The 19157-nt window shown below is 36.5% G+C and carries 20 protein-coding genes and 2 pseudogenes; 12 read left to right on the forward strand and 10 right to left on the reverse strand.

All coding sequences use genetic code 11. From position 1 onward, the window contains the following. Positions 1-25 precede the first annotated feature (25 nt). Together BM012_RS05830 and BM012_RS05835 are read left to right on the forward strand one after the other, a co-directional pair. Positions 26-759, forward strand: a pseudogene (locus BM012_RS05830) (alpha/beta fold hydrolase). 115 nt (positions 760-874) lie between these two features. Further along, on the forward strand, positions 875-1093 hold the full coding sequence (locus BM012_RS05835) for a hypothetical protein (RefSeq protein WP_061803634.1): 219 nt from the start codon (positions 875-877) through the stop codon (positions 1091-1093). Positions 1094-1157: 64 nt separating this feature from the next. Here the strand turns inward: BM012_RS05835 and BM012_RS05840 are convergent, their stop codons facing one another. From BM012_RS05840 to psiE, 4 genes are all read right to left on the reverse strand, one after another. Continuing rightward, the gene (locus tag BM012_RS05840) at positions 1158-1550 is read right to left on the reverse strand and encodes a YxiJ family protein (RefSeq protein WP_061803635.1); all 393 of its coding nucleotides are present in this window, start codon (positions 1548-1550) and stop codon (positions 1158-1160) included. A 63-nt stretch (positions 1551-1613) separates the two neighbouring features. Further along, positions 1614-2834, reverse strand: coding sequence for a DUF819 family protein (locus tag BM012_RS05845; RefSeq protein ID WP_061803636.1), 1221 nt, complete (start codon positions 2832-2834; stop codon positions 1614-1616). Between the two features lie 133 nt (positions 2835-2967). Beyond that, complete coding sequence (locus BM012_RS05850) at positions 2968-3615, reverse strand: DUF421 domain-containing protein (protein WP_061803637.1); 648 nt, start codon at positions 3613-3615, stop codon at positions 2968-2970. Positions 3616-3695: 80 nt separating this feature from the next. Beyond that, positions 3696-4100 carry a phosphate-starvation-inducible protein PsiE gene (gene psiE / locus BM012_RS05855; protein WP_061803638.1) on the reverse strand — a complete coding sequence of 135 codons (405 nt, stop codon included), beginning with the start codon at positions 4098-4100 and terminating at the stop codon, positions 3696-3698. Positions 4101-4255: 155 nt separating this feature from the next. Here psiE and BM012_RS05860 point away from each other — a divergent pair, with 155 nt between their 5' ends. Then, positions 4256-4780: an NAD(P)H-dependent oxidoreductase gene (locus BM012_RS05860; RefSeq protein WP_061803639.1), complete on the forward strand. Its 525-nt coding sequence runs from the start codon at positions 4256-4258 to the stop codon at positions 4778-4780. 37 nt (positions 4781-4817) lie between these two features. On the opposite strand, the gene BM012_RS05865 is transcribed toward BM012_RS05860, so the two are convergent. After that, positions 4818-5579, reverse strand: coding sequence for an SDR family oxidoreductase (locus BM012_RS05865; protein WP_061803640.1), 762 nt, complete (start codon positions 5577-5579; stop codon positions 4818-4820). Positions 5580-5757: 178 nt separating this feature from the next. Here BM012_RS05865 and BM012_RS05870 point away from each other — a divergent pair, with 178 nt between their 5' ends. Further along, a complete protein-coding gene (locus BM012_RS05870) occupies positions 5758-6243 on the forward strand; it encodes a spore coat protein (RefSeq protein ID WP_061803641.1) in 486 nt (161 codons plus the stop codon). A gap of 125 nt (positions 6244-6368) precedes the next feature. On the opposite strand, the gene BM012_RS05875 is transcribed toward BM012_RS05870, so the two are convergent. Then, positions 6369-7568: an AGE family epimerase/isomerase gene (locus BM012_RS05875; protein ID WP_061803642.1), complete on the reverse strand. Its 1200-nt coding sequence runs from the start codon at positions 7566-7568 to the stop codon at positions 6369-6371. Between the two features lie 113 nt (positions 7569-7681). Between BM012_RS05875 and BM012_RS26300 the strand changes: the two genes are divergently transcribed. After that, the gene (locus BM012_RS26300; protein WP_161939293.1) at positions 7682-7834 is read left to right on the forward strand and encodes a hypothetical protein; all 153 of its coding nucleotides are present in this window, start codon (positions 7682-7684) and stop codon (positions 7832-7834) included. Positions 7835-7922: 88 nt separating this feature from the next. On the opposite strand, the gene BM012_RS05880 is transcribed toward BM012_RS26300, so the two are convergent. Then, a complete protein-coding gene (locus BM012_RS05880; protein ID WP_061803643.1) occupies positions 7923-9050 on the reverse strand; it encodes a 2-methylaconitate cis-trans isomerase PrpF family protein in 1128 nt (375 codons plus the stop codon). A 145-nt stretch (positions 9051-9195) separates the two neighbouring features. On the opposite strand from BM012_RS05880, the gene BM012_RS05885 reads away from it, so the two are divergent. Then, positions 9196-10056, forward strand: a complete 861-nt coding sequence (locus BM012_RS05885; protein WP_061803644.1) for a LysR family transcriptional regulator — start codon at positions 9196-9198, stop codon at positions 10054-10056. 199 nt (positions 10057-10255) lie between these two features. Next, positions 10256-11566: a CitMHS family transporter gene (locus BM012_RS05890; protein WP_061803645.1), complete on the forward strand. Its 1311-nt coding sequence runs from the start codon at positions 10256-10258 to the stop codon at positions 11564-11566. 44 nt (positions 11567-11610) lie between these two features. Here BM012_RS05890 and yyaC read toward each other — a convergent pair whose 3' ends face one another. After that, a complete protein-coding gene (gene yyaC, locus BM012_RS05895; RefSeq protein ID WP_061803646.1) occupies positions 11611-12144 on the reverse strand; it encodes a spore protease YyaC in 534 nt (177 codons plus the stop codon). Positions 12145-12267: 123 nt separating this feature from the next. Next, entirely contained in the window at positions 12268-12513 is a 246-nt protein-coding gene (locus tag BM012_RS05900) for a hypothetical protein (RefSeq protein ID WP_019393115.1), read from the reverse strand. Positions 12514-12667: 154 nt separating this feature from the next. On the opposite strand from BM012_RS05900, the gene BM012_RS05905 reads away from it, so the two are divergent. The 5 genes from BM012_RS05905 (at position 12668) to BM012_RS05925 (ending at position 17696) form a co-directional block, all read left to right on the forward strand. Next, complete coding sequence (locus BM012_RS05905) at positions 12668-13126, forward strand: GNAT family N-acetyltransferase (RefSeq protein WP_061803647.1); 459 nt, start codon at positions 12668-12670, stop codon at positions 13124-13126. A 165-nt stretch (positions 13127-13291) separates the two neighbouring features. After that, positions 13292-14317 (forward strand): Gfo/Idh/MocA family oxidoreductase, encoded by a 1026-nt coding sequence (locus BM012_RS05910; RefSeq protein WP_061803648.1) that lies wholly within the window; start codon positions 13292-13294, stop codon positions 14315-14317. 77 nt (positions 14318-14394) lie between these two features. After that, on the forward strand, positions 14395-15399 hold the full coding sequence (locus BM012_RS05915; RefSeq protein ID WP_061803649.1) for a LacI family DNA-binding transcriptional regulator: 1005 nt from the start codon (positions 14395-14397) through the stop codon (positions 15397-15399). Positions 15400-15433: 34 nt separating this feature from the next. Next, entirely contained in the window at positions 15434-16837 is a 1404-nt protein-coding gene (locus BM012_RS05920) for a sugar porter family MFS transporter (protein WP_074842786.1), read from the forward strand. A 31-nt stretch (positions 16838-16868) separates the two neighbouring features. Then, positions 16869-17696: a sugar phosphate isomerase/epimerase family protein gene (locus BM012_RS05925; RefSeq protein WP_061803651.1), complete on the forward strand. Its 828-nt coding sequence runs from the start codon at positions 16869-16871 to the stop codon at positions 17694-17696. A 62-nt stretch (positions 17697-17758) separates the two neighbouring features. Here BM012_RS05925 and BM012_RS05930 read toward each other — a convergent pair. Further along, positions 17759-19156, reverse strand: a pseudogene (locus BM012_RS05930) (sugar porter family MFS transporter). Position 19157: the final 1 nt, after the last annotated feature.

Below are 19157 nucleotides of genomic sequence, written 5' to 3' on the forward strand. Positions count from 1 at the left end.
TTTCTTTAAAAAGGAGAAAGAAAAGATGAAAAAAGGAATCAAATACAGCCTTATTGCGGTTTTTGTTTTGCTTCTTATTGGAGTAGGGGGCTTTTTTGTTTGGTCACAACTTACATATGAACCATCAAAAGAGCTTACAACACTTGTTAATATTGAAAATATACAACACGAAGACGATGCTGTTATTCTTCAACCTAAAAAAAGCAATGGAAAAGGAATTATTCTTTATCCTGGAGCAAAAGTAGAGCCAGAAGCATACAGCTACTATGGAAAAAATTAGCTGAAGATGGCTATTTTGTGGCTATTCCACATGTTTTATTGAATTTTTCTATTTTTGATCAAAACAGGGCAAAAGATATTATTGAAAAATACGACGACATCAAAGGGTGGTATATTGGGGGACATTCTCTTGGAGGTGTTAGTGCCGCTTCTTATGCCTATAAACATCCAAAAGAGATAAATGGCGTTATTTTCCTAGGATCTTATCCAACTGAAAATGATGATTTTTCGGAAAAAGAACTTCCAATGCTGTCTCTCTACGGGGAGCTTGATGGTTTATCAACTAAAAAGAAAATTGCACAAACTAATCATCTCTTATCTAAAGATGCAGTTGTGCATGAAATTAAAGGTGGAAATCATGCTCAGTTTGGACTATATGGAAAACAAAAAGGAGATAACAAAGCGACAATCACGCCTAAACAACAGCAAGATGAAATGGTTCGTGTTACAAAAGAATGGCTTCAAAAGGTGAGTATATGAGAAACATATCCTATCGGGTGGTAGGGAGATAAATTAAACATGTGTTAACTATGATTTAACCAATTTTTAACATTCATCTTGTATCCTTGCAAGGAGACTTGAAAGGAGTGACAAGATGAGAGAGAAAAACAAAGCTCGCATAAAAGCAGTAATTATTTTAGGCTTCTTACTCGGCTTTCTAGCCTTTTCAATATATGTGTATCATCAATACGAAACAATAAAAGAAAAGAGCTTGCTTAAATACGAAGGAAATCTCAGCATTTTCAGTGAGAGAGGATGGAATGTAGATAAGGAAGGAACTGGAGGATATGTTCATTTTTTAAAACAGAAGTAAAATGTAAAGTAGGAGATATTTTCACTCGTTTTTGTAGAAAGGATGAAAAGAATAAAAAAAGGGGTTATTTACTTAAAACCCCTTCATTCTCTACATAGCGTAAAATAAGTCTTCGTGCTTCTTCATTTCTAGTATACTCTCGATAAAAAAGCGGGTATTGGTTCATCTTGTTTTCTAAAAAAGAATATTGAGGAAAAGCTTCAAAGAAAGTGAGACTAAGAGCATTCATCTGTCGCTCAGGAATTTTTGTTCCTTTTCCGCGTAAAACATAATTAACGCTTCCTACAATGTTCATCATGTATGTATTAAGATCAGCATTAAAACAAGCTTCAGACGTTAAACGTTCTTTAAAATCTTTCTTAATATTCTTTGTTTCTTCATACGGGAAAGGATCGTATAGTTCCTTATTTATTTCTTTCAACCTTTCATAAATCACTGCGTTTTCGATCGGAGGCACCGCCTTTTACAAAATATACTAAACTATTGAATATAATACCACTATTTGGATAGTTTGGCGCATTTAAAATGTTAAAAACCAGTGACCAAGTAGAAATCCAATATAGTTTCCAATAATATACCCTAACGTCCCTACAACTAAAATAGGTCCTACTAAATTTCTCCACCCTTTTGCAATCGCCATTGCACTTGCTGTTGTTGGACCTCCTACTGTTGCATTGCTTGCTAAAACAATATGTTCAAGATCAAGTTTGAATAGTTTTCCAAATAGAAGTCCTGTTCCTAAATTAAATAAACCAACAATTGAAACGAATAAAATTAAAAGTGGGGCTTTTTCAATAATTAAAGGAATAGAGGCAGGCGCGCCAATAACAACAAAGAAAATATAGATTAGGTATGTGCCAAGTTCCTGTCCGCCTTTTATTTTGTTAAAGTAGTTCGGAAAAAGGTAGATAAAAAGAAATGTAAGTGTTGAAAGCAGTAAATATTTTTCTCCTAACATACCATTCAGAAAAACTACAATCCCTGAAGTATTTTCATCACTAGGAATCACGCGATCGAAAAATTCGGCTAGTTTAAATGAAAGAACAACTAAGAAAAAAGAAGTCCCAACAGAGGCGGCAACATCTTTTAAGGAAATTTCCTTTCTACGCCAATACTCTGATGCAAGCGTTTCTCCTTTATTTACTCTTCCAAGTTCAAGCTCATCAATATGAGGAGTGTTGAATCGTTTTTTTAAAAACAAAAGAGATGGAATGAGCATAAAAAGAGCAAACATAGCAGCCATCACCATATTATCTGCTACAACGGTTGCTGATACCATTTCACTAGAAGGTTCGAATCGGGCTGTTACAGCAGCAAAGTTAACACCACCTCCAACATAAGAAGCAGCAATAGCAGCAGAGAGTTTGGCAAGCTCTGGAATATGATCTTTCAAAAGAAAGAAACCAATCGAGCTTCCGATAACAGTACCAGTAGCACAAATCAAGAAAGTTAAAATAAGCTTTTTACTTTCTTGAAAAAGTTCTCTCATATTAATATTAAAAAGTAGAAGGGGGATTGCGAGTGGAACAAGGTATATCCATACAGCATCATAAACAGGAGACGCTGTTGGAATGATGTTAAGGTTGGAAAGAATGAGAGCGCCAAGTAGGGCAATCACGGCTCCTGACAGGACTGAGGCCCACTTATATTTTTGTTCAAGAAAAATACTAATCGAGGCCCAAACAGCCAATATTCCCCAAAGCATCCACGTATCGTCAGACTGAACAATTGTATTTATCATATAATCATAATCCTCCTTTTCCTTAAACAGAGGTTGATTCATGATGTAAAAAAAACCGTTAAAGAAATATAATTAGATGTATTGTAGCATATAGAAAAAGCTTTCTCTTCTATGAAAGGAAAGAAAGCTTTTGTTACTCTATTGCTGCTTTATTATCAAGCATTTCAATATAAAATTCTTCATTTGTATAACTGCAAATAAAAATATCTTGAATTTTCTCGTTTCCTAGTTTTGTTAACTCTTCTTTTAACCATTTTTCATCTTTATTGATCAGGTGAAGATGTTGTCTTTGAATATTTCCGTCTAGAATAAGCGGAAGTGAGAAATCATCTTTGTGCTGAAAAACCGATAAATGTCCCGTTGGTTCTAAAAGAGCAAAGCTTACTTTTGAGATGTCTGCAATATCTTTGCTACGAAGTTGAAGATATAAATCATCTAACGTATAGCCGAGGTCACGCATCACCTTTTGATTACATTTTCCGTGTTCAATAACAAGTGAAGGACGCCCATCCATTATGGCTCGAGCTTTTTGACTTTTAAGCGTGATTTTAGAAAGGATAAACTGAATAATAATTAGTAAAATAATAGGAAGAAGCCCTTTGAAAATGGAGCTTTCAGGATTTTCGATGGTTAATACAGCTAAGTCTGCAATCATAAGGGTAATGCCAACATCTAAAACACTAACGTCTCCTAGGTCTTTTTTTCCTGTTAAGCGAAAAAAGATTAGGATGACGACAAACATAAACGGTGTGCGTAAAAGCAGATGAAGATATTCGTCCATCATTTTCGCTCCTTCACATAATCTAAAAGGATGTTTTATAAGTAGGTTTGTCAAATGATGGTTTTTTATGCGAGGATTTTTTAGTCATCACGAACAAAACGCAGATTAGCAAGAAGAAGAGAAATAATAAGAGTTAAAATGGCTAGCGTATAGACGAAAGTTGTCATTGGTTCTTCATGATTAACGATAATCAATCGAACAATGGCTGTGACCGCAATGTAAATAAAATAGCGGAGGGGAAAGTGATTGTTGTTTTGAAAGTATTTCACAACAAGACTTAAAAATTCAAAGTAAAGGAAGTAAACGAGAATGCCCTCAACAAGATAGTAGTAAGACGTTTTGTCGTCGTGTAGTGCAAGACTTTGAATCAGAAAAATGGTTTTTTTAACAAGAAACAAAGAAAGAATAATGCCCAAAAAGAAAATCATTGTATTTAAAATGCGCTGAAAGAAAATAGAAGCATAGTTATCGTGATTTCCTTTCACAGTTTGTCACTCCTTCAAAGATGGATAGCACATCGATTATTCTTTAAATATATTCACCTAAGGCGAAAACATGTCCATAATCAAAAGTGTAATCATTAGGCTGAAATGAACTAGGCTGTTAAAATAGAAGCAAGAAAATAAAAGGGGGATTTTATATGAAGGTTTTAGTGATTATCGCTCATCCTGCAATTGAACAATCAACAGTTAATAAAGCATGGATGGAAGAGCTGAAAAAGCATGATAACATAACGGTTCATGAACTTTATCAAGAATATAAAGAAGAGATCGATGTAAAAAGAGAGCAAGAACTTTGCGAAGCGCATGACCGCATTGTGTGGCAATTTCCGTTCTATTGGTATAGCTCTCCTCCACTTTTAAAAGAGTGGCAAGATAAAGTGCTTACATACGGATGGGCATTTGGATCAAATGGGAATGCTCTGCATGGAAAAGAGCTCATTTTAGCGGTTACAACAGGAAGTGGCGCAGAGAAGTATAGAGCAGGAGGGCTTAATCATTATTCAATGAGCGAGCTGTTGAAGCCGTTTCAAGCAACAAGTAATTTAATTGGCACCACTTTTTTACCTTCGTATCTTTTTTACGGTACGTACGGAGCAACAAAAGAAGAAATTCAGAAAAGTGCTAGAGAGTACGCGGAGTATATTGTAACACCTGTATCATAGAACTTCCCCCTCGCTTTATACGAAGCGAGGGGGGAAGTTAAAAGTCAGGATTTCCTTTTAAAAATCCTTCCCATGATTTTTTCATTCCTTCTGCATTTTCCTCTCGTGACGCATGAAGCCTTTTTTCTGAATCTTCGTAGCCAATTTCTAGGTCTCCTTTTTCAAAGCGCTCAAAAATCGAGTCAGCAAAAGAATTTAATGGAGCGCCAAACGTATGAAGCCCAACCCCTCCTAAATCTGTATTCACAGCTGGTGGGAACACTTCTACAACGGATATATGAGTATTCTCGAGCTGAAGGCGGAGAGAAGTTGTAAAAGAGTGAACAGCTGCTTTTGTAGCACTATAAATAGGCACCCATGCACCAGGTCTTATTGCTAATCCTGATGAAATGTTAATGATTGATGCATCTGTTCGAGTTAAAAAGTAAGGAATGAATAACAGGGAAAGGTGGATTAGTCCTTCTACATTAATGTGGATTTCCTTACTGTAATAGTCCCAATGCTCCGTTGCTTTTAACAGGTTTACTCTTTGCTGAATACCGGCATTGTTTACTAATACGTTAACATCTGGAAAGTGGGACGTAACCCATTCAAATAAAGAAATTCGTTCTTCTTGTTTAGAAAGATCACATGCTTTTATATGCAGTTCGGGAAATTTCCTTTTTGCTTCCTGAAGTTTTTCTTCACGACGTCCTACAATAATAACGTTATTTCCTTTTTTTAAAAAGCGCTCGACAAAGGCTAACCCAATTCCTGAGCCTCCCCCTGTAATGAGGACAGTATTTCCAGCCATTTTCATTTTGAATTCCTCCCTTTTTTAAAAAGCTTTTCTTTTATTGGTTTTCACCCTTTTAGATTCACCAAACATTTTATAAACATGCTTTCTATGAATGAAGAATTTAATCAGGACAATTAACCATTTTTTCGTTTCAGAATAAGATGGGTTGACGAACAACGAGATTAAAGGAGGCATCATCATGTCGACGGAAGAACGCAGAACACTAGCATGGCACGAGACGCTTGAAATTCATGAGCTTGTTGCTTTTCAATCCAATGGGTTAATAAAGCTGAAGAAAATGATAAAAGAAGTGAATGATCCAGAGCTAAGAGAAATTTACCGAAAATCTATCCTTGATATTGAAGGCAATATTAAAGAGCTTATTCCGTTTTATTCCTTGGCTCCAGCAGGTCGAGAAGAAGATTTGCGAAATGACCTTGGTTTTTATGCAGGAGATTTATTAGGGCTGTTAAAAACTTCTGTTCGTAACTATTCAATTGCTATTACGGAAACAGCTACTCCTTCTTTACGCAACGTACTTACAAATCATCTTTTAAAAGCTATTAAAGGGCATGAACAAATCTTTAACTATATGTATAAAAAAGGATACTATCCTTCGTATGATTTAAATGCTCTTTTAAGCAATGATTTAAAAATAGCAAATAAAGCGCTTCAAATGAAGTGAACACCCTGAATTGGGAGACCGATGAGTTTATCGGTCTTTTGTGTTCTACTTGTATAGATTATAAAATTATTCCTATGCGAAAGAGAGATTAGCTTGAGCTAACCTCTCTATTTCACTTTGAAATTTTATAAAAATGAAAGTGCGCGCATTACTTGATAACAAGCAGATGCTGGATGATAGTCTGTTTTAGGTGCTGAACTCTTTTCTTCACTATAAGGTTTGTTTTGCTCGCTAAGCAGTGGATACCAAGCTCCATAAGTATGATCAATAAAATGCTCATTACAGTAGGAGAATGTTTCATTATAGTAGTCCCAAAATGAATCTTCTCCTGTTTTGGTTGCTAGGAGAGAAGAAGCTGCAATAATTTCTGCCATTACCCAGTAATTTTTGTCATGATCAATAACCGTTCCTTCTGGGGAGAGTGAATAATACATTCCACCAAAGCTTTGGTCCCAAGCTCTTTTCCAAGCTGTTAGAAAAAGTTCTTTTGAACGAGAAAGCATCCATGGTTCTGATTTGTGACGATCTAGCCAAAGAAGCAGCTTGCTCCATTCTATTTGATGCCCTGGTACAAACCCATATGGGCGAAATTCATCTTTTGTATCCATCTTGTTGTACTCCCAATCTGGTGTCCAATCTTCTTTGAAATGTTCCCATATCATCCCGCCTGTTTGTTCAGCAAGTTCTCCTGTAACACGTCTAGCAAGATGATAGGCTCTATTTATATACTTTTCGTCTCCTGTTGCTTCAAACGCTGTTAACAGTGCTTCACACATATGCATGTTGGCATTTTGTCCTCTATATGAAGAAGACTTTGTCCAATCTTCATTCCATTCCTCCATATAATACCCATACTTCGAATCATAAAAATATTGTTCTGTAATAGAGAAAAGATTGTTTACAACATCTCCGGCTCCAGGAATTCCCGCTTGAAGAGCAATAGAAGAGGCGAGCAATGCAAAGGCGTGGCCGTAGGCTTGTTTTGAAGAATCTACAACTTCTTGGTTTTCTAATTCGAAAAAATAACCATTATTTTCTTTATCACGATGATAATCCTCAAGAAACTGGAGCCCATGATGAGCTGCTTTCTTGCACCATGCAGGGCCGTCCAAAAGGGCTCCAAGGCTAAAGATATAAATGAAACGAGAAGTACCAACAAGATGTTTCGTTTCCTCATCCATAATGGTTCCATCTCTTAAAAAGCCGTTAATATACCCACCGTTCTTTTTATCGATACATTTTGGATAATAAAAAGATAAAATATTAAAAATCTGCTCTCTTAAATACTCTTTATCTTTAAAAATTAATGTTTGTTCTGCGTTCATTTCATTCACCGTCCTGTAAAAATTAGTATATAAAAGAACGTTACCCTTTCTTTTTTGTGATAAACTTTCAATATGAAGTTATGGATATATATGGATTTAGAGAGAGGAAGAATATGAAATATTATATAATCACAGGAACATCAAGTGGAATCGGAGAAGCCCTAGCTAAAAGGATCTTAAACAAAGAAGAAAAAAATCAAGTTATTAGTTTATCAAGAAGAGGAAATATAGAGTTAGAAAAGCTAGCGGAGATACGAAAAAAGTAAAAAAGGAGGGATATATGCAAAGAAAAGCCTTAATTGTTGTTAAGGCTTTTTAGCAACAGAATATTACTAGAAGTTTAAATGTAGAAAGTTAGGCGAGATTGTAAGATATCTCATAGTTTTGTTTTGTATAAACATAACCTTCGAAAATCTTCCGAGCTGTACGAGCTACTTTAATGCTTTGAATATGACCTGCTTCAATATCAACTTTTGTTTCCATAATACCTGCTGGGTGACCTAAACGAAATATAGCATTATTCACTTTTACTATGTCAGAAACAATGGTATCTTCTAAGAAAGCTGATGCTGTAGAACAAATAGCTCCTGTAATCGCTAATGCTTGATGAGGTTTTTGCATAGACATCATTCGAATGACAAGATTCATATTTTTTGCTTCTCTATTTACACCTGTTACATCCGTATAGTTCATAGGTGGAGCAATGAGAGTTAGCTTTGGAACAGCTGGGGTTTTTACGGTTGCCTTTTCTTTAGGCGAAAAACCGCACAGTTCAGCAGCAATGGAACGAATATTTTCAAATAGATCCAATTGTTCAGATGTGTATTCATGAGGTAATTCAGTTCCAGTTAAGCCGATGTCCATAGCCCGTACAAATACAAGTGGATTTGCAACATCTACAATTGAGATCTGCAAGATTTTATCTTTCACTTTTATTGTGTCTTTAGGATTTCCAGTCGGAAAAAGTTTTCCTGTCACAGCTCCTTCACTTTTGGTGAAAGAAAGATAGATAGGAGAACCTGTACCAGGTACGCCTGGAATTGAAAAACTTCCGTCTGTTTTTACATGTCCATTTTTAACTTCAACATCTGCCGTAATAAGCTTTTTCGTATTTGTGTTGAAAATTCTTACTGTTGTAATTGGTTCTATCGCTTGGACGAGTCCTTGCTCAATAGCATATGGGCCCACTGCTGATGATATGTTTCCGCAGTTACCTTTAAAATCAACGGTCTGATTTGTTAAACTCACTTGTCCAAATGTATATTCAACATCAATATGAGGAGAAGTGGATTTACGAATAATAGCAGCTTTACTTGTTAAAGAGTTCCCACCCCCAAGACCATCAATTTGACGTTGATCAGGACTTCCCATTATATCAAGCAGAAAAGCTTTCCATTGAGAATGATCTGAAGGCATATGATCATAGTTGAAAAATACGGCCTTGCTTGTTCCACCGCGCATTAGAGCTACAGGTACTTTCATTAGGATAACCACCTTTATGATAGGATTTTCTTTGGTACCGCTTCCTTTAGAAATATAGTATGATATGTTTAATTATAAGTAAAATACATATTTTTAAAGTAATAGTATAAAAGAATTTTATAATCTAGATGAGGGAGGAATTACAATGGATGAAAAGGACTGGGTAGCCATTAAAACGCTGTATGAAGAGAAAAATATAAGCAGAGCGGCAGAGCGCCTGTACGTATCACAGCCTGCTTTAACGTACAGGCTTAAAAACTTGGAAAATGAGTTTGGCACTTCTATATTTTTAAAAGTTAAAGGGGGGATTGAATTTACTTCAGAAGGTATTCACTTGGCTAGCTACGCAGAGGAAATGATCAAAAAGTTGCAGCTTACAAAAGATTATATGTTGAATATGAAAAACGAGGTTAGAGGCACTCTAAGGTTGGGAGCGTCGAGTAATTTTGCTCAATATAAACTGCCGGAAATTTTAAAACAGTACTCAAATCAGTTTCCACTTGTTCAGTTTAACGTAAACACAGGGTGGAGCACAGAGATTATGAATCTTTTAAATTCCTCGGTTGTGCAACTTGGCATTTTACGAGGAAATTATCGCTGGCATGGAATGAAGACGCTTCTTCACAGAGAGCGCCTTTGCTTAATTTCAAAAAGAGAAGTAAACTTAAACGAATTACCAACGATCCCGTTCATTAACTATAAAACAGATAGCTCTTTAAAAAATCTTATTACAGGATGGTGGAATGATCGATTCTCAACGCCTCCTCGTGTCACAATGGAAACGGACCGGCAAGAAACATGCAAAGAGATGGTGAAAAATGATTTAGGTGTTTCTATTCTTCCGGAGATTTGCATGCAGCCTTCTGATAATCTTTATACATATGGTCTTTCTTATAAAAACGGTGAACCTGTTCTTCGTAATACATGGCTTATGTACCATCAAGATTCATTAAAACTTGCCGCTGTAAAACAGTTTATTGATTTCATAAATAAGATGAAACTATAAAAGTACGCATTGCGTGCTTTTTTCTTTTAAATTCGGATTATAAGTTTTTTTAAAATATTTTTATCAAAAAAATATATTTTACACATTGAAATATTTAGACTAATCTGTAAATAATCACAAGGGGAATTTTATATGCTTCGCTTCATTGTCTCTTAAGATTTTGTAAGCGATTTCTTTTTTATAAGGGGAGGGAATTAACATTTTAACATTTTTAGGAATATCAATGGTTATTGTTTTTACGTACTTAATGATGTCTAAACGTCTATCACCAGTAGCAGCGCTTACCATCATCCCTATTGTTTTTGCTTTGATAGGGGGATTTGGGTCCCAAATTGGAGAGATGATGCTTGACGGTTTAAAAGTCGTAGCTCCTTCAGCAGCTCTTTTATTATTTGCAATTCTCTTTTTTGGTATTTTGATAGATGCGGGTCTTTTTGATCCACTTATTCGAACAATGCTCAAAATTGTGAAGGGTGATCCTGTAAAAATTGCGGTTGGAAGTGCAGTGATAGCTATGACGGTTGCATTGGATGGAGATGGTACGACAACTCATATGATTACCATTTCTGCTATGCTACCGCTATATTTAAGACTTGGAATAAATCCTTTAATCTTGGCTACCGTTTCATTACTTTCCGTTAGTATTATGAGCGGAATGACACCGTGGGGAGGACCTGCTACAAGGGCAATTGCTTCTCTTAATTTGGATGCAAATGAGTTTTTTATCGGTATTATTCCCACAATGTTAGCAGGAATGATGTGTATTATTTTTACGGCTTATATGCTTGGAAGAAAAGAGCGAAAGCGCCTTGGAGTTATCACAATAAAGGAAGCTTCAGAGATGAAAAGCGCTATTAGTGAAGCTGCCGTCACTTCTATTGCACAAGATAACTTGAAGCGACCAAATTTAAGATGGCTGAATTTGATTTTAACTATCACTGTTATGGTTATTCTAATCATGGGCTTAATTCCAATCCCAGTATTGTTTCTAATTGGTTTTGTCGTAGCATCTGTTATTAATTATCCAAATATAGAGCAACAGAGAGAGAGGATTATTGCTCATGCAGGAAATGCAATTACGGTTGTTACGCTTGTATTCGCTGCTGGTATCTTTACAGGGATTTTTTCTGGTACAAAAATGGTAGATGCTATAGCTAATTCTCTAGTCGCTATTATCCCTGAATCACTAGGATCGTTTTTTCCCATTGTTGTGGCTTTAACAAGTATGCCTTTTACCTTTATTTTATCTAACGATGCTTACTATTTTGGGGTTTTGCCTATTTTAGCTGAAGCAGGAACAAGTTATGGAGCGACAGCTGTTGAAATTGCACGAGCCTCTGTGTTAGGTCAGCCTATTCACTTTTTAAGCCCTCTTGTTGCTTCAACACTCTTGCTCGTCGGAATGGTAAAAAAAGATCTTGGTGAGATTCAAAAGTTTGCTTTTGGATGGGCTCTTATTTGTTCACTAGTAATGATCGTAATTTCAATTATTACAGGAGCTATTATATAAAAAAGCGGTTGTATAACTAGTAGAGGTTATACAACCGCTTTTTTTCATAAATGCTGAACATTTTCTAATGAAGCTTGATATACGGCTTCTGAAATAGCTAGAGCAAGATTTCTTACTATATAAAGACGTGTATCGTTGAGGAATTGAGTAGAAGGGAGGGGATCAACATAGTTCACAACGCCTGTGATATGAAAATCACCTGTTTTGGGAAGAAGTTTCTTTAAGGCTTTTCCAGGAACAACAGGCCCTTTTTTTAGAAAAGCAGCCCCAACATGATCCTCATCTCCTAAAGAAGCATCAATACTGATGATTAGAGATTTCTTGAATCTTTTGGTGATTATTTTTAACGTATCTTCTAAATTAAACGCATGAATAGGGGTCTCTAATGTACCATAAACTTCAAAGGGAACTTTTTTTTCTTTGAGCATTGTTCCAACTAAAGGACCTAAAGAGTCACCAATGGATCGATCTGATCCTATACATAAAAAGATAATGTCACGATGTTCATACTCTTTAGTCTGCATAATATGAGCGAGATCTGATGTTAACTTTATGAAGCTTTGTTCAGCAGAATTCATGAGAAAAAAGCCCTCCTTTGCTTTATAAAAATAATGCATTTTCTTGTTATTATACGAGTAAAAGAAAAGAAGTGCATTAAATAAGAAAGGTAAATAAAAAGACTCAAGATGTTCTTGAGTCTTTTAGCGATTCAATTTGGCATGATTAATAAATGTTTGTTCTTCTTCCACAAGCCCACAAGTCCCACACTGAACTTTTCGTTCTGGTCCTTTATAAGCTAAATGGAATGCATCTCGATTGCTATCATCATATTCATTTGTAATTTCTCCAGACTGCGGATCCATTTTTACAGATTGAGCAACTTGAGAAATAAGGTTAAAACGAGTGCGATTTGTTTTGCAGCTTGGGCAAAGATATGGATTTGTCATATATTAGCACCTCCTCTTTCTCTAATATCTCCATGTTCTTTACGTTCATGCGTTTTCGTAAATATTTCTGTCAGGAATGCATTTTACTCTCGACTCATACAGAAGTCTGTTGTTTATAATGAGAAGAAAGATAAGCAGAAAAGGAGCGGGAAAGATGAGGATTTATGAATTGAAAGAGAAAATGGAGCTTTTCAATCATGCAGTAGAATTCTTTTGGAATGCTTGGGGTACAGAAGCTAATCAGCATTTTTATAAAGATTGTATGTTTCATTCTTGTTATACAAATGAAGAGTTACCCCGTTTTTACATTATGGTGAACGGAAATGAAATTATTGCTTCTTATGCTTTACTACGAACAGATTTCATCAGTCGGCAAGATTTAATGCCTTGGTTCTCTTGTCTTTATGTGAAAAAAGAATGGAGAGGAAATGGCTTAGGTCAGCGCCTTTTAACACATGGAAGTCAAAAAGCAAAAGAGAAAGGATTTTATGACCTCTACTTGTCAACAGAGCTTGAAGACTATTATGAAAAATATGGATGGACCTATATGAAAGATGGCTATTCTATTGAAGGGGAAAAACTGAGAATTTATGTGAACCCTTCTTTATCATAAACAAAGGACTGAAGCTTTTCTCTGCTTTGTCCTTTGTTTATTTTTCTGAATAATAAAAAAAGATGTTGACCTCACTTATGAAAATGCTTACAATTGGTTCATAGGGAAAGAACTTTCCTAAAAAGGATAGTTAATTAGAATAGAACAAACATAGGGGTGTTGAAGATGAAGAAACTTAGAATTGGTCTAGTTGGTGCAGGAAGAATGGGAGCTTTTCATGCAGAAACAATAGAGAAGCGACTTTTTGGAGCAGAATTATATGCTGTAGCAGACCCTGTGAGTGGTGCTGCTGAAAAATTAATTCATACACTAGGTTCGTCAGCTAAAGAGTATGATAATCCATCAGATATGTTTAAAGATCCCGATATTGATGGAGTTGTGATTGCTTCGCCAGCCAGAACGCATGCTGAAAATATTATTAGAGCAGCGCAAAATGGAAAAGCTGTGTTTTGCGAAAAGCCAATGGCTGTCACGATTGAAGAGGCGGATCGGGTTATTCAAACAGTTAATGAGTACAACGTTCCTCTGCAAGTAGGATTTAATCGCAGATTTTCAAAAGATTTTAGGAGTGCACATCATGAGATTTTACAAGGAGATCTTGGGACGCCGCAGCTTTTACGTTCTTTAACAAGAGACCCAGTATTAGCGGATCCAGCTCCTGTTCCAGAGTGGACAATATTCTTAGAAACGCTTATTCATGACTTTGATGTTTTAAACTATCTAAATCCAGGAGCTCTTCCTGTAGAAGTATATGCTGTAGCAGATGCTTTAGTTAGACCGGACTTTAAGGAAAGAGGTTTCCTAGATACAGCTGTTGTGACAATTAAATATGATAATGGAGCAATCGCTACCGCAGAAGCCAATTTCCAAGCTGTATACGGATATGATGTAAGAGCAGAAGCGTTCGGTTCAAAAGGGATGATGACAATTGGAAGTATTCGAGAATCTAATATGACGCGTTATAACAAAGATGGAGTAAGTTATAATACACTTCGCTATGATCAGCATCTATTATATGATGCTTATGTAGAAGAATTAGCCTCTTTTGTAAATGCTGTTCAAAATAATGAAAAAACAGAAGTTGGAGGAGAAGAAGCAAGAATGGCTCTTCTTATTGCACGAGCTTGCATTGAATCTGTTGTGCATAAGAAACCAATTCAAATCGAGCACACTGTTTCAAATCTTGTATAAGAAAAAACATAGAAGAGCTTTTTAGGAAATCGAAGTTCGCTTATACTTATGGTAAACAACAGTAGAGGTGGTTTTCCATGAAAGCGACAATATACGATGTAGCCAAAAAAGCGAACGTTTCGATTTCAACTGTTTCAAAAGTATTAAATGGAACAGGAAATATTAGTGAGAAAACAAAAAAAAGAATTCGTAACATAATCGAAGAACTTCAGTATCAGCCAAGTGTCGTTTCATCTGTAAAAAAAGCAATTAAAACAATTGGATTATTAATCCCAGATGTAGCAAACCCCTTTATGGCTGAGGTAGCAAGAGCCGTGGAGGACAGCGGAAGGAAAAGGGGATTTAACGTTATTATTTGCAGTACAGATAATGATTCAACGAGAGAAGATCAATATATTTCCATGCTTCGTCAAAAATACGTTGATGGGCTTATTATTGCAACAGGATTAAAAAACAGCAAAGCGATAAAAGAGCTTGTTGATAGCAATATGCCTGTTGCCATGCTTTCTCGTGATGTTCCTTATCTTCCGCTTCATACGGTTGTGGTTGATGACTTTCAAGGTGGATATGAAGCAGCTATTCATCTTGCAGACCTTGGACATAAAAGGATGGCCATGATTGCCGAGGATGTTGATGTTCCTTCTATTAAACAGCGGGCAGAAGGATTTAAAGAAGGTCTTCGACTTTCAAATCTTACCTTTAATGATAAAGATATTGTCTACTGTCCGCATAATCTCCATGAAAGTAAAAAAGCAAGCTTAAAACTGCTGAAAGATGTTTCAGAAAGACCAACTGCTATTTTCGTTTCAACCGAGATTCTTGCTCTCGGAGTTTTGCAAGCTGCTCGTTCTTTAAATATTTCCGTTCCGCATGAACTTTCTGTTATTGGTTTTGATAATAGCATACTTGCTAAAATTAGCGATCCACAGCTTACAACAATTGAACAGCCAAAGAAAGAGATGGGCGAAAAAGTCATTGAACTTCTTATAAGTGAGATTGAGCAAAAAAGCGATGTGAAACAACGAGTAACGCTATCACCAAAGCTCGTTATAAGAGAGTCAACTTCACAATGTAGGAAATAAAAGAGCGCAGTATAAAAGCAAGCCTTTCGCAAAGATGGATATAAAAACTACAGTTGTGTTGGAGGGCGTTATGAAATCTAAAAAGGCATATATTAGCGTCATTTATTTTTTTGGAGCTTTAGGTGGGTTGCTTTTTGGATACGATACAGGCGTTATATCTGGAGCGCTATTATTTATTAGAGAAGATTTAGGATTAACTCCTTTTATGGAAGGACTAGTTGTGAGCGGTGTTTTAATTGGTGCTTTAATTGGTGCCGCTCTTTGTGGACCTATAGCTGACAAGATTGGCCGAAAGAAAACAATCATATTGTTAGGTGTTCTATTTACAATTGGAGCAATTGGAACAGGATTAGCACCAAATGTTGAAGTCCTTGTTTTATTTCGGATTTTCCTTGGTGTTCCTGTTGGAGGAGCTTCTGCTCTTGTACCGCTTTATCTTTCAGAAATGGCACCTGCAGCAATACGCGGAAGAGTTGCCTCACTAAACACGCTAATGAATGCATTAGGTATTCTTATGGCTTATATCGTCAATTTTGCTTTTGCTACTGGGGGAAGATGGGATTGGATGCTGCTTTTAGCTGTCGTACCTTCTGTTTTACTGATGGTCGGGATGTTTTTTATGCCGGAGAGTCCACGCTGGTTATTAAAACAAGACCGAGAAGGAGACGCGCGAAAAGTTTTGCTTTTAACGCGTGATGCAAAGCTTGTTGAAGAAGAAATTAAAAGTATTCAAGAAGTAAAAACAGCGGAAAAAGTGCCTTTCTCTGCTCTGTTTGCTCCATCTGTCAGACCGATTTTGTTCATTGGAATTGGGGTCGCAATCTTTCAACAAGTAATTGGTACGAACACTATTATCTATTACACCCCAACTATTTTAGAAAATGCAGGTTTTGGAGCTTCAAGCGCTATTGCTGGGACAATTGGAATCGGCATTGTAAACTTACTATTTACGATTATTGGTTTAGTGCTAATTGATAAGATTGGTAGAAGAATGCTCATGTTAATCGGGAATGTAGGAATGTCAATTGCTCTTGTTGTGCTTGGGATTAGCACGCTGTTCTTTACAGCACCTGGCTGGCTTTTATTAACATGCTTATGCTTATTTATGGTAGCGTATTCAGCAAGTTGGGGAATGGTTGTCTGGGTTGTACTTGCAGAGATTTTCCCACTGAGAATACGGGGTACCGCAATCGGATTAGCAAGTACGACGCTTTGGTTAGCAAACATTGCTGTATCCCTTTCATTCCCTGTTTTATTAAATGCTTTTGGCTCAGGTTCGCTTTTCCTTACGTACGGCGCGATCGGTATCTTTGCCTTTCTGTTCGTCTATAAATTTGTTCCTGAAACAAAAGGAAAAACGCTTGAAGAAATTGAAGCTGAAATCTCATCAAAGAAAACGATTCGTTCTAGAGAAGTCGCGGTATCTATTCGAAAGTAAAATGAAAAATTCTCACATATAGGAGGCCACTATGAAAAGAGACTATGGAATATGTTTATGGACATTTGGAAATGTTCCTTTTGAAGAAAAGTGTCGTCTAGCAAGTGAAGTTGGAGTAAATGGGGTAGAAGTGGAAGGAGACATTAGTCAAGACCCTAGAGAAATATTAACAACCCTTTCTAAATATGATTTGAAAATCCTGTCTATTACGCCAAACAATGTAGATATCTCAAGTGATAATGAAAGCGTTCGCAAAAAAGCGGTTGAGTATTTTTTAGACCTCCTTTTATGGGCAGATGAGCTTGGAGCAAAGCGAATTTGTTTGCATGGAGATGTTGGAAAAATTGTTGGATGCGGAGACGAACAAAAAGATTGGGCACGGCTTGTTGAAAGCTCTAAAGAGATATTGCAAAAAGCAGAGAACCTTCATATTGAAGTCGTATTTGAAGTATTAAACAGATATGAAAATCATCAAGTGCGAACAGGGCAAGAAGCGTTAAAACTGATTGAAGATGTGAAAAGCCCTAATTTGAAAGTTCTCCTTGATTCATATCATATGAACATTGAAGAGGAAAACCCGGCTCAAGCGCTAAAAGAGGTTGGACAACATTTAGGTGTGTATCATATTGGGGATTCAAACCGCCAAAGTATTGGCCAAGGACACGCTAATATTCAAGAACAAATTGAAGTGCTGCACGAGATTAACTACAGGGGCCCAATGATTATGGAAATGACCGCTCCTGGACCAAATCCATTCACACCCGTAAAGGAAGAAGGATATATTGAGGTTGTGAAAAATTACTATAAAGACTCTCTTTCCATTGTAAAAGAATGGGAGCAAAATAAAATACAAGTATGAAAGAAGCCAAATGCTAATATAGCATTTGGCCTTTTTATTATAAAAAGAGAGTCACTATTCGTTTAAACTGATAGTTTTCGAGTATCCTTATTGTTTGGTGTCCAAAACTGTTCAATTTCTTCAAGAGATTTATTTTTTGTTTCCGGTACAATTATTATAACAAAGATAAAGCATATAACGTTAATAACAGCAAACGTCCAAAAAGTATCTGCTCCTCCCAATCCGCTTAGGAGCATTGGGGTAAACTGCCCGATTGCCTAGTTTGCTCCCCACAAGAACATCGTCGTTAATCCAACAGCTCTTGCTCTTAAATGGTTTGGGAAAATTTCAGGAATCATAATCCAAGGAATAGGTCCCATTGAAATACAAAATGCAGCTGTAAATCCAATGATAAAGATAATAAGCCATGGACCTGCAATGTTAAAGAAGAAAACGCCTCCAATTAAAAGCATGAAAAAGGCCATTAAACTTGAACCGATCGCCATCAATTTTTTTCGACCTGCCCGGTCAATTAAAAAGACAGCGGCAATTGTGGAGATGAGCTGCACAACGCCAACAAGGCTTGTTGCTACAAACTCTGTGTTGTTTTCAAATCCAACAGATTTAAAAATTTCAGGACCGTAATAAGTAATTGCATTCATGCCAATTACTTGGTTGAAGAGCGCTAAAAAGATACCTACTCCAAGTGCTTTTCTTAATCCTGGTTGAAATAATCTTAGCATAGAAGAATTTGTTTCTGTAGTAATGGATGATTTAATCGCTTTCATTTCTAAGTCTGCTGTTTGCTTATCATTAATCCGACGCAAAATAGAAAGAGCTTCTTGATCTTTTCCTTTTTTAATAAGGAAACGAGGACTTTCCGGAACAAAAAGGAGAGTAATGAAAAAGAGAAGAGACGGAATCATTCCATATCCTAACATCCACCGCCATCCTGCTTCAACGCCCCAACTGTGCGTGCCAGCATTTGCTACAGCTAAGTTGACAAAGTAGGTAGAAGAAATACCGAGTACTGTAAATAGTTGATACATGGATGACAATCGCCCCCGGATAGCAGGAGGAGCACATTCGGTAATATACGTCACAGCTAGTGAAGAAGCTAAGCCAATTCCTAGACCTCCAAAGATACGGGCCGCAATAAGCATTTCGACTGAATTAACAAGGGCAGATAATACCGAGGAGATAGAAAAGATTATGGCAGCTGCCATTAAGATTTTTCGACGTCCGAAAATATCGCCTAAATATCCAGAAATACCAACTCCAATAATACCTCCAACCATAATACTTGAAATTACGAACCCTTCCATAAATGGTGATAAACCATACAGCTCTTGCAAGAAACCGATAGCTCCTGAAATAACAGCTGTGTCATATCCATATAGAAGCCCAGCCATTCCGGCAGCCATTGAAATGACAGCAATATACCAGACTGAATGTTTCATTACACTTTGCTGATTTCCCATT

The organism is Priestia endophytica DSM 13796, assembly GCF_900115845.1.
GTDB lineage: Bacteria > Bacillota > Bacilli > Bacillales > Bacillaceae_H > Bacillus_I > Bacillus_I endophytica.

Bases quoted from the DNA above. Each gene is read 5' to 3' on its own strand.
- BM012_RS05835 (WP_061803634.1), top strand. From the start codon at position 875: ATGAGAGAGAAAAACAAAGCTCGCATAAAAGCAGTAATTATTTTAGGC.
- BM012_RS05845 (WP_061803636.1), bottom strand. From the start codon at position 2,834: ATGATAAATACAATTGTTCAGTCTGACGATACGTGGATGCTTTGGGGA.
- BM012_RS05850 (WP_061803637.1), bottom strand. From the start codon at position 3,615: ATGGACGAATATCTTCATCTGCTTTTACGCACACCGTTTATGTTTGTC.
- BM012_RS05860 (WP_061803639.1), top strand. From the start codon at position 4,256: ATGAAGGTTTTAGTGATTATCGCTCATCCTGCAATTGAACAATCAACA.
- BM012_RS05865 (WP_061803640.1), bottom strand. From the start codon at position 5,579: ATGAAAATGGCTGGAAATACTGTCCTCATTACAGGGGGAGGCTCAGGA.
- BM012_RS05870 (WP_061803641.1), top strand. From the start codon at position 5,758: ATGTCGACGGAAGAACGCAGAACACTAGCATGGCACGAGACGCTTGAA.
- BM012_RS05875 (WP_061803642.1), bottom strand. From the start codon at position 7,568: ATGAACGCAGAACAAACATTAATTTTTAAAGATAAAGAGTATTTAAGA.
- BM012_RS26300 (WP_161939293.1), top strand. From the start codon at position 7,682: ATGAAATATTATATAATCACAGGAACATCAAGTGGAATCGGAGAAGCC.
- BM012_RS05880 (WP_061803643.1), bottom strand. From the start codon at position 9,050: ATGAAAGTACCTGTAGCTCTAATGCGCGGTGGAACAAGCAAGGCCGTA.
- BM012_RS05885 (WP_061803644.1), top strand. From the start codon at position 9,196: ATGGATGAAAAGGACTGGGTAGCCATTAAAACGCTGTATGAAGAGAAA.
- yyaC (WP_061803646.1), bottom strand. From the start codon at position 12,144: ATGAATTCTGCTGAACAAAGCTTCATAAAGTTAACATCAGATCTCGCT.
- BM012_RS05900 (WP_019393115.1), bottom strand. From the start codon at position 12,513: ATGACAAATCCATATCTTTGCCCAAGCTGCAAAACAAATCGCACTCGT.
- BM012_RS05905 (WP_061803647.1), top strand. From the start codon at position 12,668: ATGAGGATTTATGAATTGAAAGAGAAAATGGAGCTTTTCAATCATGCA.
- BM012_RS05910 (WP_061803648.1), top strand. From the start codon at position 13,292: ATGAAGAAACTTAGAATTGGTCTAGTTGGTGCAGGAAGAATGGGAGCT.
- BM012_RS05915 (WP_061803649.1), top strand. From the start codon at position 14,395: ATGAAAGCGACAATATACGATGTAGCCAAAAAAGCGAACGTTTCGATT.
- BM012_RS05920 (WP_074842786.1), top strand. From the start codon at position 15,434: ATGGATATAAAAACTACAGTTGTGTTGGAGGGCGTTATGAAATCTAAA.
- BM012_RS05925 (WP_061803651.1), top strand. From the start codon at position 16,869: ATGAAAAGAGACTATGGAATATGTTTATGGACATTTGGAAATGTTCCT.